Raw genomic sequence first — 16,114 nt, forward strand, 5'->3', positions numbered from 1 at the left:
ACGACCCTTGCCGTCGATTCTGCCGAGTCTGCGCGCACGATCTTAAAAAACAGGAGCTGCCAACGCATGAGTCCCAACCTCCCTTCTTTCCTGAAAACAGCACTGCTGGCCTCCGCACTGCTGAGTGCCGGTCACGTGTATGCGGCGGAGGCCGATGGCATCGTGGTCTACAACGCCCAGCACGAAAGCCTGACCAAATCCTGGATCGAGGGCTTTACCAAGGAAACCGGCATCAAGGTCACCGTGCGCAATGGTGACGACACCGAGATGGGCAATCAGATCGTGCAGGAAGGCACCGCCTCCCCGGCCGACGTGTTCCTGACCGAAAACTCCCCGGCCATGGTGCTGGTCGACAACGCGGGGCTGTTTGCACCGGTTGCGCCGGCCACCCTGGAACAGGTCGGCGATGCTTACCGCCCGGCCCATGGCAAATGGGTGGGGATCGCCGCGCGCTCCACGGTGTTTGTCTATAACCCGAGCAAACTGCCCGAAGCCGAGCTGCCCAAGGCGCTGATGGACCTCGCCGGCCCGAACTGGAAAGGTCGTTGGGGCGCGTCGCCGGCCGGTGCCGACTTCCAGGCCATCGTCGCCGCCGTGCTGGAACTCAAGGGTGAAGCCGCGACCCTGGAGTGGCTGAAAGGGATGAAAACCAACTTTACCGCATACCGGGGCAACAGCGCCGTGCTCAAAGCGGTCAACGCCGGGCAGATCGACAGCGGCGTGATCTACCACTATTACAGCTTCGGCGACCAGGCCAAGACCGGCGAGAACAGCAAGAACACCGCCCTGCACTACTTCAGGCACAAGGATCCGGGCGCGTTTGTCAGTGTCTCCGGTGGCGGCGTGCTGGCGTCCAGCAAACACAAGGAACAAGCCCAGGCGTTCCTCAAATGGATTACCGGCAAAGATGGCCAGGCGATCCTCAGGACCGGCAAATCGTTCGAATACGCCGTGGGCAAGAACGCTGAATCCAATCCAAAACTGGTGCCTTTGCAGCAACTCGACGCGCCGACAGTCGATGCTTCAAAACTCGACAGTAAAAAAGCCGTGGAGCTGATGACTCAGGCGGGACTGCTCTAATTGATGCCTGAAACCTTGCCGGCGGGTGTCGCCGAGACGATACCCGCACATTTGCGACGACGATCCCGCGGCCTCTTCGCGGGACGTGGTGGCGCGTGGGTGATTGGCTTGTCGGTGCTGGTTTCGCTGCTGTCGCTGGTGCCGATTGCCTTCGTCATCGGCGTATCGTTTCAGACAGGCTGGGCGACCCTTGTGCCACTGGTGTTCCGGCCGCGGGTCGCTGAACTATTGATCAACACCGTTTTACTGGTGGTGATCACGATTCCGTTGTGCGTCACGTTAGGCCTGTCTCTGGCCTGGCTGACAGAACGCACCAACCTGCCGGGGCGGCGCTGGTGGTCGTTGTTGGCGACCGCGCCGCTGGCGGTGCCGGCGTTCGTCCACAGCTATGCATGGGTCAGTCTGGTCCCGCCGATTCACGGGCTGTTTGCCGGGGTTCTGGTCTCGGTCATCGCCTACTTCCCGTTCCTCTATCTGCCGATTGCAGCGACCCTGCGCAGGCTCGATCCGGCCATCGAAGACGTTGCCGAATCGCTGGGGCTAAAACCCTGGGCGATATTTTTCCGCGTGGTGCTGCCGCAACTGCGCTTGGCCATCTGCGGCGGCGCGTTGCTGGTAGGCCTGCACTTGCTGGCCGAATATGGCCTGTACGCGATGATCCGCTTCGACACCTTCACCACGGCCATCTTCGATCAGTTCAAGTCCACCTTCAACGGCCCCGCCGCCCACATGCTAGCCAGCGTGCTCGCCCTGTGTTGCCTGGTGATGCTGACCGCAGAATCGGCCGCTCGCGGTACGGCGCGTTACGCCCGGGTCGGGTCGGGAAGCGCTCGTGAACAGCGGGTGGTGCGCCTGAAACCCGCAACCACCCTCCTCGCCCTGACCGTGCAAGTCACGACCTGCGCACTGGCGTTGGGCGTGCCACTGGTGACTTTAGGTAACTGGCTGATCGCCGGCGGTACGCAGGTCTGGCAGATGGACGAACTTCTGCCGGCGCTGGAACAGACGCTGCTGCTCGGCGTTGCGGGGGCCGCCCTCACCACCTGCGCCGCCATCCCGATTGCCTGGCTGTCGATTCGCTCTCCGGGCCGGTTGCAACGTGTACTGGAAAGCTGCAACTACATCACCAGTTCGTTGCCCGGGATCGTGGTAGCCCTGGCCTTGGTGACCGTCACCATCCATTTCGCCCGGCCGATTTACCAGACCACGATTACGGTGCTGCTGGCGTATCTGCTGATGTTTTTGCCCCGCGCCCTGGTGAGTTTGCGCGCCGGTATCGCCCAGGCACCGGTTGAGCTGGAAAACATGGCCCGCAGCCTCGGCCGCTCGCCCGCCCGGGCGTTGTGGCTGATCACCCTGCGCCTGGCCGCGCCGGGCGCTGCCGCTGGCGCCGCGCTGGTGTTTCTGGCGATCACCAATGAGTTGACCGCCACCCTGCTGCTCGCCCCCAACGGCACGCGCACCCTGGCCACCGGATTCTGGGCCATGACCAGCGAAATCGACTACGCCGCGGCTGCGCCCTATGCCTTGCTGATGATTTTGCTGTCGCTTCCCTTGACCGGACTTCTTTATCACCAATCCAAACGAACGGCTGGCCGATGAACGCTCTTGAACTACATTCCATTTCCAAATCCTACGGCGCCCATCAAGCGCTGGAGAGCATCAACCTGTCGGTGCCAACGGGCAGCCGAACGGTCATCGTCGGCCCGTCCGGCTCAGGAAAAACCACGCTGTTGCGGATGATCGCCGGCTTCGAATTCCCGGACACGGGCCGTCTGTCACTCAATGGTCAAACGCTCGTCGACAACACCCATGAAGTCCCGGCGCATCAGCGTTTGATTGGTTATGTTCCGCAGGACGGCGCCCTGTTCCCGCACATGACCGTGGCCGCCAACATCGGTTTCGGGCTTTCGATCAAGGGCGGTGCAAAACAGCAGCGAGTCGCAGAATTGATGGACAGCGTGGCGCTGGATGCAAACATGGCCAACCGTTGGCCCCATGAACTGTCCGGCGGCCAGCAACAGCGCGTGGCGCTGGCCCGGGCGTTGGCGCAACAGCCGCGTTTGATGTTGCTGGACGAGCCGTTTTCGGCCCTCGACACCGGACTTCGAGGCGCCATGCGCAAAATGGTCGCACGGCTGCTGACAGACGCTGGTGTGACCACCATTCTGGTCACCCATGACCAGAGTGAAGCCTTGTCGTTTGCCGATCAGCTGGCGGTGATGCGCGATGGTCGGCTGGTGCAGTCAGGCCATCCGCTGGACCTTTACCGCTACCCCGAGGATGAACAAACCGCGGTGTTTCTGGGGGATGCCGTGGTCTTGCCCGCCAGAATCGAAGCCGGCTGGGCCCATTGCGAACTCGGTCGGATACCGGTGAACAACCACCGGAACAATAAATCGGCGCAGATCATGCTGCGTCCCGAACAACTGCAACTCGTCAGCATCCAGCCCAGCCCGACCAAGGCTACCGGGTGCCGCGCCGTCGTGACCGAGCGGGATTTCAGCGGCAATACCTGCACGTTGACGGTGGAATTGGAGTCGTTGGTTTCCGGGAAACAGCCGGGTCGATCATTAATGGTGCGCAGTTCGGGCCTGTATGCGCCACCCGCCGGCAGTGCGGTTCACGTCTCGACGATCGGCCATGCCCACGTACTGAGCGAATCCTGAACCCCATCCATCAAAGATCGAATCGGTCCACGGCCCGACGCCGTTCGTTGTCATCGCGCACATCGTAGTTGGCCGTGGTCTGGATGTTGCTGTGATGGGCGAGTTTCTGCGCGATCGACAAGTCATATTCCTCAATCACGCGGGTAATGAACGAACGTCGAAAATCATGCGGCATGATTTTCACCCCGACCTGCGCGCCCCGCTGTCGGGCGATGTAATAGATCGCATGTTTGGTGATGCGCTCGCGGGTGATGTGACTGCCGCGGCGGATGCGGTTAAACAGGAACGGATCGTCCACTTCACCCTCCTTCAGTAGCGAGCGCCGCAGCTCCAACCAGTCATTGAGCTTGGCGAACGCCCAGGCCGGTGCGTACTTGATCAATTGCTTGTTGCCCTTGGCGGTCACACGAAGGCTGCGCTCGGCGAAATCGACCTGGTTCAGGTCCAGGTTCACCGATTCCGATTTGCGCATGCCCGAGCCATATAAAATCCCGATGATCGCCGCATCCCTCAACCCTTGTGGCCGTGGATCGGCGGCACAGACCGCCATCAATTCCTGGATCAGCGTGCGCCTGAGGTTGCGCCCCTGGGACAATCGAGTGCCGGCAATCCCTTTCACCGAACGCATTTTCAGCAAGTGTTCCTGACTGATCAGGCTCATGCGCCACGCTTCGTTCATCACCCCGCGCACCGCGTTGACGTACAGCGAAGAGGTGTTCGGCGCGTAGCCGTCGGTGCGCAAGGTGGCCACCAGCGCGATGACATCTTCGGGTTGCAGGTTGTGCCAGGGAATCTCCTCGACGTTCATGTCTTCGAAGCCCAAGCGGTCAGCGGCGTCCTGCAACACATAACGCATGGTCAGTTGGCTGGAGGGCGCCAGGCGTGCCAGGTACAGGGTCAGCGGATTGATCTTTGAAGGGATTGAGTCGGTAGCGGGTAAGTCAATCAAACGAAACGGCCTTAATGTGGAAACAGTTCATTAAACAACTAAGGATTGAAACATCCTTCATATAAAACGGGACACTTCTGTAGGACTGCCTACTAAAAAACTCGATGAACGGCAGAACTCTGAACAGTGGCTGTATGACTACCAGATCAACGATTCGGCCACCGGATTTTCATGTTTCTCTGACATAACCTTCAATCAATACGGTGAGCCTCGATGGGCTCCCAACCTGCCGACCACGGCTGTAAAAGTCAAATACAGCGTGTGCCTGGCAGTTAGCTAAATAATTGAAATCACGTTTCTTTCGCCATTTACGCTGAAGGTCGGCTTACGCCCCGAGCAACGACCTCGGCGCCGCCGCGGCTTTGGCCTGGCGTCTGAAACGCGCGGACGTGGCGTTGTACAACACGATAGGCTAATTGAAATATGGCCTTGCCTATCCTGACGGCGAACAGTAGCGAGTCGCCTCGGCGTCATCACCATCAACTCTCGCCCTGCTCCCGCGTCCGAACTCAGGAGTGCCTCATGAAAATCAGTGTATTTGGTTGCGGTTACGTTGGCCTGGTGCAAGCGGTCGTCCTGGCTGAAGTTGGCCACGACGTGGTCTGCATGGACAATGACGAGAAGAAAGTTGAACTGCTGCAACAAGGCCACGTGAGCATTTTCGAACCGGGGCTCGCCAGCCTGGTACGCGAAAGCCTGGAAGCCAAACGGCTACAGTTCACCACTGACGAGAAGTTTGCAGTGCAGCATGGCCAGGTGTTGTTTATCGCCGTCGGTACGCCCTCCCGGGACGATGGTTCGGCGGATCTGCGTTATGTGGTGTCGGTGGGAGAAGCCGTGGCGCGTCACCGTGAACAACCGGTGATTCTGGTGGAGAAATCCACGGTACCGGTAGGCACGGGTGACACCTTGCGCGCGCATATCGACAAGTGCCTGATCAAGGTCGGCCGCTTGCTGAAATTCGATATCGTCTCCAACCCTGAGTTTTTGAAAGAAGGCTCTGCCGTGGCCGATTGCCGGCGCCCGGACCGGATCGTCATCGGCTGCGAACGTGATGAGGTGCGTGACGTGATGCGCGACCTCTACGCGCCCTTCAACCGCAATCATGACCGGATCATGTTCATGGACCTGCGCAGCGCCGAGCTGACCAAATACGCCGCCAACTGCATGCTGGCGACCAAGATCAGCTTCATCAACCAGATCGCCGAACTGGCCGAACACCTGGGCGCCGACATCGAATCGGTGCGCCTGGGTATCGGCGCCGATTCGCGCATTGGCTATCACTTCATTTATCCCGGCTGCGGTTATGGCGGCTCGTGCTTTCCGAAGGACATGCGCGCGCTGATCCACAGCGCTGAAGAGGCGCATTGCTCCAGCGATCTGCTGCAGGCGGTGGAAGCGATCAACCAGCGTCAGAAGCACAAGTTGTTCGAGCGCATCAACGCGTTCTACAAGGGCGATTTGCGCGGTAAGACCTTTGCCGTGTGGGGCCTGGCGTTCAAACCGAACACTGACGACATGCGCGATGCGCCGAGCCGGGTGCTCCTGGAATCGCTGTGGGCGGCCGGGGCCAATGTCCGAGCGTTCGATCCGGAAGCCATGCAGCAAACCCAGCAGCTGTATCCCGATGAATCGAGATTGATGCTGATGGGCACACCGGAGTCGGTGTTGTCCGGCGCTGACGCATTGATCATCTGCACCGAATGGCAGCAGTTCAAGGCCCCGGATTTCAGCCTGATCCAGCAGCGGCTCAACGCACCGGTGATCTTCGACGGACGCAACCTGTACGACGCCGATCGCCTGGCCCGCGCTGGGTTCATGTACTTCCCGATGGGTCGTGGTGAATCGCGCAATCTGCCGATTCCGTACCAGCAATGGCCGGCCGCTTCGGTCGTCGCTTGATTGCGACGTTAGATCCGCCGACAGTCCCTGGGGCCAGGGCTGTCGGCGTTGCTATTGTTCAGCGCCGGGGTGTATTGCCGCCCATTTTGAGCGGCCGTTTCGATAAGAACGATTACGTCCTGCTGCATTCCACCTTGTAACGCCGTTAGGCCCGCAAATTCGCTCTCGTCCTACCGGACACCCGGAAAATCCCTACATATACTCGAAGACGTTTTCAATAAGGTGCCCCATCGACAAAAGGAGCGGCGCCTACATGGCTAATCACGGCTATATGACCATCACAGGTAAGACTCAAGGACTGATATCGGCGGGTTGTTCAACTCAAGATTCTATTGGCAATAAATGCCAAACAGGCCATGCAGATGAAATCATGGTGCTGTCTTACAGCCACAACATGTCCAATATAGGGAACATTAATAAGCCGACGCACCGCCCGCTCGTCATCACAAAAAATGTCGATAAGTCATCTCCCTTACTCGCGCAAGCGCTATCCAGTAGAGAGGAAATTAACTGCGCGATAAGTTTCTATCGGATTTCTTCGTTTGGTCTTCAGGAGAAATTTTTCAGCATTGAAATTGAAGGCGGCATTATTGCCGACCTGACACTTGATATGCCCCATGTGGTTTTACAGAATGACGTCGAACCCCAAGAGCATGTTGCTATTCGTTATCGTGAAATCACGTGGCGGCACCACCTCGCAGGAACCAGCGGGTACGCTTCATGGGGAAATGACGAATGGGACAGTTGAAGGATCGCTGCGAAGAAAGTAGTTGTGATTACTGGGCGATCAGCAAGGCCGCAGCTAACTTGACCCAACAAGCCTGCACATTGGGCGCCCGTCATATCAATGACGGGACGTTGCGCCTGCAATTCAATCGCGAAGTTTCTTATTACGCGAGAGTGATTGTTAATGATGTGGCGCAGGGGCGAAAGAGTGCTGAACAAGGTTTGAAAGAGATAAAGAGCGAACAGAGTAGTTTGCTGAGCCAAGCATCGGAGGTTGCACAGAAAGGTGTCGGAGCAATTGCAGGAGCACTTCAAGTCGCGACAGGTGCTGGGATTTGCTACGGATCAGCGGGTACGTTGTGCCTTTTCTTCGGGGCGCCAATGATGGCCCATGGCGCAAATAATGTTTATGAAAACGGACGCAATATCCTAGAGAATCGCACTGACACAGTAGGTCCGGTAAGAAAAACATACCAAGCAGTGGCACAGTCATTTAAATATACGAAGCGAGAAGGAAACATTGCCTATGGCTCCTTCGATGTAGGAATGTCGATATATGGAGCTGGAAGACTTGTATTGAAACCTGACTCGTGGCGATTATTTCGACATGTTAGAGCAGACTATGTACGCGCATACCAAAATACACCCATCCCTGTATTTGTATTGGAGCACAGCGCTGATGCAATAACCACAAATGGAATATATAAAGAATGGAAAATCAAAGATGAGCCCAATCAATGATTATCGACAAAATCAGAAAAATCATACTTCTCGTCCGCATTTATTTATTACTGATTTCTTGTGCCGGCTTCTACACTGTAGTCATTTTATTCGTAATTTCTTACTTCGTAGAAGTAAACTATATGATTGCCAGGCTAATGGGCGTTATTTGCTTTGCCGGCTTATCTGTTTATTTTTTGGTAGCTTTCCCTAAAAAACTTCAGGAGGCGCTACAAGGAAAGAACAATAAAAGATAGTTAGCTCATGGAATGAGCTAGCCTAATCAATTTTAACTGCCGTCGACACTATCGCACCCTGCAGGGCACGCCTTTGCGTGCATTGCCGCCCATTTTGAGCGGCCGTTTCGACAAAAACGATTACGCCCTGCTGCACCTCAATCCCTTGTAGCAGCAGTCGAGCCTGCGAGGCTGCGTTCGGCGACGGGAAGAGCTGCGCGGCAGCTATTACGGCGCGCAAAACCTCGCGGCCCTCGGCGGTGCCCTGAGCCCGGTGATTTGCGGTTTCCTGCTGATGCACACCCCCGCACCAACGATGTTTTATGCCCTGAGCGCACTGACCGCCATGGGTGGTTTCCTGTGTTTCATGAGCGGTCGTCGTGTGGCCTTACAGCAAAATTAATGCACTAAAACTGCATTAATATGAATTTGTCAGCATCAGGAATGAACGGCACACTGTGCCCGTTCCTCCCCCAATAGTTGGAACAACTTCAAGGGCTTTCTGGGTATCCCAGCTAAGCCTTTTTTTTGCCTCGGTTTTTTCAACGGATCGTCTGCCTCATGTTCGCTCGCTGGTTTCCCGCCGCCATTAACACCCGCCCCTCCGAATGGAGCCGCGCCGCGATCGGCATGTCCTTGGGCACGATGTTCAGCGTCTGGCTGTGCAGTCAGGTATTCGGCATGCAAGTGGCACAGCACCTGATCGGTCCGCTGGGCGCATCGGCTGTGTTGTTGTTCGCAGTGTCCTCCGGCGCCCTCGCCCAGCCCTGGTCGATTCTTGGCGGCTACCTCAGCGCCGGGGTGGTTTCGCTGCTGGTCGCTCACGTGCTCGGACGAACTCTCGGCAGCGCTTGCCTGGCGGCCGGCATGGCGCTGATTCTGATGTGCTGGCTGCGTTGCCTGCATCCACCGGCCGGGGCGCTGGCATTGCTTTTGGTGTTGGCAGACCCGGCGACCATTGCCCTGGACTGGAAAGCCCTCGGCCCGGTGATGCTCAGCGGATCGACCCTGCTGCTCAGCGCCCTGGCCTACAACAACCTGACGCGCATTCGTTACCCAAAACGCGCCAGCGAACCGGTGTCCAGGGTGCCGGCCGATCGACCGCCCACCGACAGCCAGGCGATCACCGCCCAAGACCTGAAACTGGCTTTGGCGGACATGGAAGCCTTCTTCGACGTCACCCCCGAAGACCTCGAACAGTTGATCCATGCCAGTGAGCTGCATGCCAAACGGCGCAGCATTGGCGATGTGTTTTCCAGTAAGGGTTGAAGATCAAAAGATCGCACCCTGCGATCTTTTGATCTTGCTTTAAGGCAAAAACGCAAACTAACCCTGCACATATGCCGGTTGTACATCACAAATTTGCACTGATACGATCCAGCATCGCTCGCGCGCGAGCATCTCTATAAAGAACAATAAAAGCAGGGAGTTAGTGATGACTGCTCAGGTTTCATCGAAGGCGACTTCGTCCATGGATGCCACGCAAAACGAAGTGCTGGCCGAGGTTCGCAACCACATCGGCCACCTGACCCTCAACCGCCCCACTGGACTCAACGCCATCACCCTGGACATGGTGCGCAACCTCCAGCGTCAGCTCGACGCCTGGGCACTGGATCCGCATGTACACGCAGTGGTATTGCGCGGTGCTGGCGAGAAGGCATTCTGTGCCGGCGGCGACATTCGCTCGCTGTACGACAGCTTCAAGAACGGCGACACGCTGCACGAAGATTTCTTCGTCGAGGAATACGCCCTCGACCTCGCGATTCACCATTACCGCAAACCGGTGCTCGCCTTGATGGACGGCTTTGTCCTGGGCGGGGGCATGGGTCTGGTGCAAGGCGCTGACTTGCGAGTGGTCACCGAGAAAAGCCGTCTGGCGATGCCGGAAGTGGCGATCGGTTATTTCCCGGATGTCGGTGGCAGCCATTTCCTGCCGCGCGTTCCCGGTGAACTGGGTATTTACCTCGGCGTCAGCGGCGTGCAGATCCGTGCGGCCGATGCGCTCTATTGCGGCCTGGCCGACTGGTATCTGGAAAGCGACAGGCTGGGCACCCTGGACGAGCAACTCGATCAGCTCGAATGGCACGAAACGCCGTTGAAGGACCTTCAAGGTCTGCTGGCGAAACTCGCGGTGCAACAGCTGCCCGACGCGCCATTGAGCGCGTTGCGCCCGGCCATCGATCACTTCTTCGCCCTGCCCGATGTGCCGAGTATTGTTGAGCAACTGCGTGAAGTAACGGTCGCCGACAGCCACGAGTGGGCTACGACCACCGCCGACCTGCTGGAAAGCCGTTCACCGCTGGCCATGGGCGTGACCCTGGAAATGCTCCGTCGCGGCCGGCACTTGAGTCTGGAAGACTGCTTCGCCCTTGAGCTGCACCTGGACCGTCAGTGGTTCGAGCGCGGCGACCTGATCGAAGGCGTGCGCGCCTTGCTGATCGACAAAGACAAGAAACCGCGCTGGAACCCGTCGACCTTGCAGGCGCTGGACGCCGAGCACGTCGCGAGTTTCTTCACGGGTTTTGACCAAAGCGGGAGCTGAGCCATGCACGATATCGAATTGAGCGAAGAGCAAGTCATGATCCGCGACATGGCCCGGGACTTTGCCCGCGGCGAAATCGCACCCCACGCCCAGGCCTGGGAAAAGGCTGGCTGGATCGATGACGGTCTGGTGGCGAAGATGGGCGAACTGGGTCTGCTGGGCATGGTGGTGCCCGAGGAATGGGGCGGCACCTACGTCGACTACGTCGCTTACGCCTTGGCGGTGGAAGAGATTTCCGCCGGTGACGGCGCCACTGGCGCGCTGATGAGCATTCACAACTCCGTGGGCTGCGGTCCGGTCCTCAACTACGGCACTGAAGAACAGAAACAGACCTGGCTGCCGGACCTCGCCAGCGGTCAGGCCATCGGCTGCTTTTGCCTGACCGAACCCCAGGCCGGTTCCGAAGCCCACAACCTGCGCACCCGCGCCGAACTGCGCGATGGCCAGTGGGTGATCAACGGCGCCAAGCAATTCGTCAGCAACGGCAAACGGGCGAAACTGGCCATCGTGTTCGCGGTGACCGATCCAGACCTGGGCAAGCGCGGCATCTCGGCGTTCCTGGTGCCAACCGATACCGCGGGTTTCATCGTTGATCGCACCGAACACAAGATGGGCATCCGTGCTTCCGATACCTGCGCGGTGACCCTGAGCAACTGCACCATTCCCGAAGCCAACCTGCTGGGTGAGCGCGGCAAAGGACTGGCGATTGCCCTGTCGAACCTTGAAGGTGGCCGCATCGGCATCGCGGCGCAGGCGCTGGGCATTGCCCGCGCGGCATTTGAAGCGGCGCTGGCCTATTCCCGGGATCGGGTGCAGTTCGACAAACCGATCATCGAGCACCAGAGCATCGCCAACATGCTGGCCGACATGCACACCCGGTTGAACGCGGCACGACTGCTGATCTTGCATGCCGCGCGGTTGCGCAGTGCCGGCAAGCCGTGTCTGTCGGAGGCTTCACAGGCCAAACTGTTTGCATCCGAGATGGCCGAGAAAGTGTGTTCATCGGCGATGCAGATTCATGGCGGGTATGGGTATCTGGAGGATTACCCGGTGGAGCGTTACTACCGGGATGCGCGGATTACGCAGATATATGAAGGGTCGAGCGAGATACAGCGGATGGTGATTGCTCGGGAGCTGAAGCACTATTTGGTGTGATGCCTAAAAGCATCGCGAGCAAGCTCGGCTCCTACAGGTTATGCGCAATCCTGTGGGAGCCGAGCTTGCTCGCGATGGCGTCATCGAATACGCCGAATTACTTTCCGACGAACTCGGCCTCACGCTTACCAATAAACGCCGCCATCCCTTCCTTCTGATCCTGCGTAGCAAACGCCGCATGGAACACCCGACGTTCAAAACGCACACCTTCCGACAGGCTCACTTCAAACGCGCGGTTGACGCTTTCCTTGATCATCATTGCAATCGGCAGCGACTTCTTGGCAATCAGCGCCGCGACTTTCAACGCTTCTTCCAGCAACTCATCAGCCGGAACAATCCGCGCGACAATCCCGCAACGCTCCGCTTCCACCGCATCGATCAAGCGACCGCTGAGGCACATTTCCATGGCCTTGGCCTTGCCCACCGCGCGGGTCAGGCGCTGGGTGCCGCCCATGCCTGGCAGTACGCCGAGGTTGATTTCCGGCTGACCGAATTTGGCATTGTCGCCGGCCAGGATGAAGTCGCACATCAGCGCCAGTTCACAACCACCGCCCAAGGCGAAACCGTTGACGGCGGCAATGATCGGCTTGCGGCGGTTAGCCACGCGATCGCTGTCGCTGAACAGGTCGTCGAGGTAGATCTGCGGGTAGGTCAGCTCGGCCATTTCCTTGATGTCGGCGCCGGCCGCGAAGGCTTTTTTCGAGCCGGTCAGCACGATGCAGCCAATGTTCGAATCGACTTCCAGGCCATCGAGGGCGTGGTTCAGCTCACTGACGATCTGAGCGTTCAACGCATTCAGCGCTTGCGGACGGTTCAAGGTAATCAGGCCGACGCGACCATGGGTTTCCAACAAAATCGTTTCGTAGTTCACAAGTAGCTTCCTTCTCAAAGATTGCGCGAAATGACCATGCGCTGAATATCGCTGGTGCCTTCGTAGATCTGGCAAACGCGCACGTCGCGGTAGATCCGCTCCAGCGGGAAATCGTTCAAGTAACCGTAACCGCCGAGGGTTTGCAAGGCTGCGGAGCACACCTTCTCAGCCATTTCCGAGGCGAACAGCTTGGCCATGGACGCTTCGACCAAGGCCGGTTTACCGCTGTCACGCAGCGCCGCCGCGTAATGCACCATTTGCCGAGCGACGGCGATTTGGGTGGCCATGTCCGCCAGGCGGAACGCGACCGCTTGATGTTCGATGATCGGTTTACCGAAGCTTTCACGCTCGCGGGCATAGTCGCGGGCCGCTTCGAACGCAGCGCGGGCCATGCCCACCGATTGCGAAGCGATGCCGACACGGCCGCCTTCGAGGTTGGCCAGGGCGATTCGATAACCTTCGCCCTCCTCGCCCAACCGGTTGGCCACCGGCACCTTCACGTCCTCAAACAGAATCTGGCAGGTGTCGGAGGCGTGCTGACCGAGCTTGTCTTCGACCCGTGCGACTTTGTAGCCCGGCGAATCGGTCGGCACGATCAGCGCCGTAATGCCACGCTTGCCGGCACTCGGGTCGGTCACGGCGAACACGATCACCACCCCGGCGTTCTGCCCGGAGGTGATGAACTGCTTGCAGCCGTTCAACACGTAGTGATCGCCTTCCAGACGGGCACGGGTTTTCAGGCCGCTGGCGTCGGAGCCGGCCTGCGGTTCGGTCAAGGCAAAAGCGCCGAGCATCGAGCCACTGGCCAAAGGTTTGAGGAAGCGTTCTTTCTGGTCGTCGTTGCCGTACTTGAGAATCGGCACGCAACCCACCGAGTTGTGCACGCTCATGATGGTCGAGCAGGCGCCGTCGCCGGCCGCTATTTCTTCCAGGGCCATGGCATAGGCCAGGTAACCGGTGTCGCAACCGCCCCACTCTTCCGGCACCAACATGCCGAAGAAGCCCAGCTCCGCCATCTCGCCGATGGCTTCCTTGGGGAAGCGATGCTCGCGGTCCCACTCGGCGGCGAACGGTTTCAGCCGTTCCTGAGCAAACTGCCGGGCCGCTTCGCTGATCTGAAGTTGTTCGTCATTGGGAATCATGCCAAATCCTTAAAATCCGGGGTACGACACAGAACTCTGTGGGAGCCAGCCTGCTGGCGATGGCGTCGTGTCAAGTCAATGTCTACTTTTATGACACACCGTCATCGCCAGCAGGCTGGCTCCCACAGGGGTGAGGTTGGCCTAGTAAAGGCATTCAACGGCCATGGCCGTGGCTTCACCGCCGCCGATGCAGATCGCTGCAACGCCGCGTTTCAGGCCTTTCTGGCGCAGGGCCGAGAGCAAGGTCACGAGGATCCGCGCGCCAGACGCACCGATCGGGTGACCAAGGGCGCAAGCGCCGCCGTGAACGTTGATCTTCTCGTGGGGAATTTCCAGTTTGGTCATGGTGACCAGACTGACCACAGCGAAGGCTTCGTTGACTTCGACCAGATCGACTTCGTCCAGCGACCAACCGGTTTTCTTCATCAGCTTCTCGATCGCGCCCACCGGTGCCACCGGGAACAGGCCCGGCGTGTCGGCAAACGCCGCGTGGCCGTGAATCACTGCCAGCGGTTTCAGGCCGCGCTTTTCAGCTTCGGAACGGCGCATCAACACCAGTGCCGCGGCGCCATCGGAGATCGAGCTGGAGTTCGCCGCCGTCACCGTGCCGCCGTCGCGGAACGCCGGTTTCAAGGAAGCGATCTTGTCCAGTTTGGCTTTCGGTGGCTGTTCGTCGTTGCTGATCAGCACCTGCTCTTTACCGACGGTCACGGTGAGCGGCACGATCTCGTCTTTGAAGCTGCCGTCCTTGATCGCCTGCTGCGCGCGGGTGGTCGAGGCAATGGCAAATGCGTCCTGAGCTTCACGGGTGAAACCGTTGGTTTCGGCGCAATCCTCGGCGTAGGTGCCCATCAAGCGGCCCTTGTCGTAAGCGTCTTCCAGGCCGTCGAGGAACATGTGGTCGAGTACGCGACCGTGGCCCATGCGATAACCGCTGCGGGCGCGGTCCTGCAGATACGGCGCGTTGGACATGCTTTCCATGCCGCCGGCGACAACCACGTCGGCGCTGCCGGCCACCAGCATGTCGTGGGCCAGAATGGCTGCTTCCATGCCAGAACCGCACATCTTGTTCAGGGTGGTGCAGCGGGTCGATTTATCCAGCCCGGCGCCCAGTGCGGCCTGGCGCGCAGGGGCCTGGCCGAGGCCGGCGGACAGGACGCAACCGAACAGCACTTCTTCAACCGAGTCTGGCGCCACACCGGCGCGTTCGACGGCGGCGCGAATTGCCGCAGCACCGAGTTGCGGTGCAGTCAGGCTTTTCAGTTCGCCCTGGAAACCGCCCATCGGGGTGCGGACGGCGCTGACGATAACAATGGGATCGTTGGAAATAGTCATGACAAATCCTCCTTACTTGGCGGCCATGCGCAAGGCACCGTCGAGACGGATCACCTCGCCATTGAGCATGCTGTTTTCAATGATATGCCTGACCAGCCCGGCATACTCGCCTGGTTTGCCCAAACGTGGCGGAAACGGCACGCCAGCCGCCAGGGAGGCGCGGACCTCCGGGGTCATGCCAGCCATCATCGGGGTTTCGAAAATGCCCGGGGCGATGGTCATCACGCGGATGCCGAAGCGCGCCAGTTCACGGGCGGCGGGCAAGGTCAGGCTGACGATCGCGCCTTTGGAGGCGGCATACGCGGCCTGGCCGATCTGGCCGTCATAGGCTGCAGCCGAGGCGGTGTTGATGATCACGCCGCGCTCGCCATCGGCATCTGCTTCGGTTTCGGCAATCGCCGCAGCGGCCAGGCGCAGCATGTTGAAACTGCCGATCAGGTTGACGTTGATCACCTGGCTGAAATTGGCCAACACGTGTGGGCCGTTCTTGCCGAGGATCTTCTCACCGCGCACGATGCCGGCGCAGTTGACCAGACCATTGAGGCCACCGAAGGCTTTGACCGTCGCCTGCACAGCGGCTTGCGCCGCGGCTTCGTTGCTGATGTCCGCCACCACGCTTTGTGCGCCGAGACGTTCAGCCTGGGCCGCAACAGCCTCGGCGTTCATGTCCACCAGCATCACTTTGGCGCCCGCCGCGACCAGCATTTCAGCCGTGGCCGCACCGAGGCCGGACGCACCGCCGGTGACGAGAAAAACCTTGTTTTCGATCTGCATCATTGTTTCCTTG

General features: G+C 59.2%; 14 protein-coding genes and 2 pseudogenes. 11 read left to right on the top strand and 5 right to left on the bottom strand.

All coding sequences use genetic code 11. The features are described 5' to 3' along the window. Window positions 1-66: 66 nt before the first annotated feature. Genes ACYZUA_RS17475 through ACYZUA_RS17485 form a run of 3 tightly spaced genes read left to right on the top strand, consistent with a single transcriptional unit; the run spans window position 67 to window position 3,749 of the window. Window positions 67-1,080: an iron ABC transporter substrate-binding protein gene (locus ACYZUA_RS17475; RefSeq protein ID WP_461959867.1), complete on the top strand. Its 1,014-nt coding sequence runs from the start codon at window positions 67-69 to the stop codon at window positions 1,078-1,080. Window positions 1,081-1,083: 3 nt separating this feature from the next. Next, a complete protein-coding gene (locus tag ACYZUA_RS17480; RefSeq protein ID WP_461959868.1) occupies window positions 1,084-2,682 on the top strand; it encodes an ABC transporter permease in 1,599 nt (532 codons plus the stop codon). Then, window positions 2,679-3,749, top strand: coding sequence for an ABC transporter ATP-binding protein (locus ACYZUA_RS17485; protein WP_461959869.1), 1,071 nt, complete (start codon window positions 2,679-2,681; stop codon window positions 3,747-3,749). Before ACYZUA_RS17480 ends, ACYZUA_RS17485 begins: the two co-directional genes overlap by 4 nt. A gap of 10 nt (window positions 3,750-3,759) precedes the next feature. Here ACYZUA_RS17485 and ACYZUA_RS17490 read toward each other — a convergent pair whose 3' ends face one another. Next, the gene (locus tag ACYZUA_RS17490) at window positions 3,760-4,698 is read right to left on the bottom strand and encodes a site-specific integrase (RefSeq protein WP_461959870.1); all 939 of its coding nucleotides are present in this window, start codon (window positions 4,696-4,698) and stop codon (window positions 3,760-3,762) included. 335 nt (window positions 4,699-5,033) lie between these two features. Here ACYZUA_RS17490 and ACYZUA_RS17495 point away from each other — a divergent pair. The 8 genes and pseudogenes from ACYZUA_RS17495 to ACYZUA_RS17530 form a co-directional block, all read left to right on the top strand. Beyond that, window positions 5,034-5,111 (top strand): annotated as a pseudogene (locus ACYZUA_RS17495) (hypothetical protein); the annotation flags it as partial. A gap of 109 nt (window positions 5,112-5,220) precedes the next feature. After that, window positions 5,221-6,600, top strand: coding sequence for a UDP-glucose dehydrogenase family protein (locus tag ACYZUA_RS17500; protein WP_461959871.1), 1,380 nt, complete (start codon window positions 5,221-5,223; stop codon window positions 6,598-6,600). A 253-nt stretch (window positions 6,601-6,853) separates the two neighbouring features. Then, complete coding sequence (locus tag ACYZUA_RS17505) at window positions 6,854-7,348, top strand: Hcp family type VI secretion system effector (protein ID WP_461959872.1); 495 nt, start codon at window positions 6,854-6,856, stop codon at window positions 7,346-7,348. Continuing rightward, window positions 7,336-8,067, top strand: coding sequence for a DUF4225 domain-containing protein (locus tag ACYZUA_RS17510; protein ID WP_461959873.1), 732 nt, complete (start codon window positions 7,336-7,338; stop codon window positions 8,065-8,067). Before ACYZUA_RS17505 ends, ACYZUA_RS17510 begins: the two co-directional genes overlap by 13 nt. A 423-nt stretch (window positions 8,068-8,490) precedes the next feature. After that, window positions 8,491-8,685 (top strand): annotated as a pseudogene (locus tag ACYZUA_RS17515) (MFS transporter); the annotation flags it as partial. A 158-nt stretch (window positions 8,686-8,843) separates the two neighbouring features. After that, on the top strand, window positions 8,844-9,551 hold the full coding sequence (locus ACYZUA_RS17520) for an HPP family protein (protein WP_461959874.1): 708 nt from the start codon (window positions 8,844-8,846) through the stop codon (window positions 9,549-9,551). A 166-nt stretch (window positions 9,552-9,717) separates the two neighbouring features. Further along, on the top strand, window positions 9,718-10,824 hold the full coding sequence (locus ACYZUA_RS17525; protein WP_461959875.1) for an enoyl-CoA hydratase/isomerase family protein: 1,107 nt from the start codon (window positions 9,718-9,720) through the stop codon (window positions 10,822-10,824). Between the two features lie 3 nt (window positions 10,825-10,827). Beyond that, window positions 10,828-11,979, top strand: a complete 1,152-nt coding sequence (locus ACYZUA_RS17530) for an acyl-CoA dehydrogenase family protein (RefSeq protein ID WP_059402381.1) — start codon at window positions 10,828-10,830, stop codon at window positions 11,977-11,979. A gap of 97 nt (window positions 11,980-12,076) precedes the next feature. On the opposite strand, the gene ACYZUA_RS17535 is transcribed toward ACYZUA_RS17530, so the two are convergent. From ACYZUA_RS17535 to ACYZUA_RS17550, 4 genes are all read right to left on the bottom strand, one after another. Next, window positions 12,077-12,850 (bottom strand): enoyl-CoA hydratase, encoded by a 774-nt coding sequence (locus tag ACYZUA_RS17535; protein ID WP_461959876.1) that lies wholly within the window; start codon window positions 12,848-12,850, stop codon window positions 12,077-12,079. A 14-nt stretch (window positions 12,851-12,864) separates the two neighbouring features. Then, the gene (locus ACYZUA_RS17540; RefSeq protein ID WP_008152693.1) at window positions 12,865-13,992 is read right to left on the bottom strand and encodes an acyl-CoA dehydrogenase; all 1,128 of its coding nucleotides are present in this window, start codon (window positions 13,990-13,992) and stop codon (window positions 12,865-12,867) included. A gap of 141 nt (window positions 13,993-14,133) precedes the next feature. Next, window positions 14,134-15,327 (bottom strand): acetyl-CoA C-acyltransferase, encoded by a 1,194-nt coding sequence (locus ACYZUA_RS17545; RefSeq protein ID WP_461959877.1) that lies wholly within the window; start codon window positions 15,325-15,327, stop codon window positions 14,134-14,136. Window positions 15,328-15,339: 12 nt separating this feature from the next. Next, on the bottom strand, window positions 15,340-16,101 hold the full coding sequence (locus tag ACYZUA_RS17550; RefSeq protein WP_134421544.1) for an SDR family NAD(P)-dependent oxidoreductase: 762 nt from the start codon (window positions 16,099-16,101) through the stop codon (window positions 15,340-15,342). Window positions 16,102-16,114 lie beyond the last annotated feature (13 nt).

This window comes from Pseudomonas sp. LS2P72 (genome assembly GCF_054897865.1).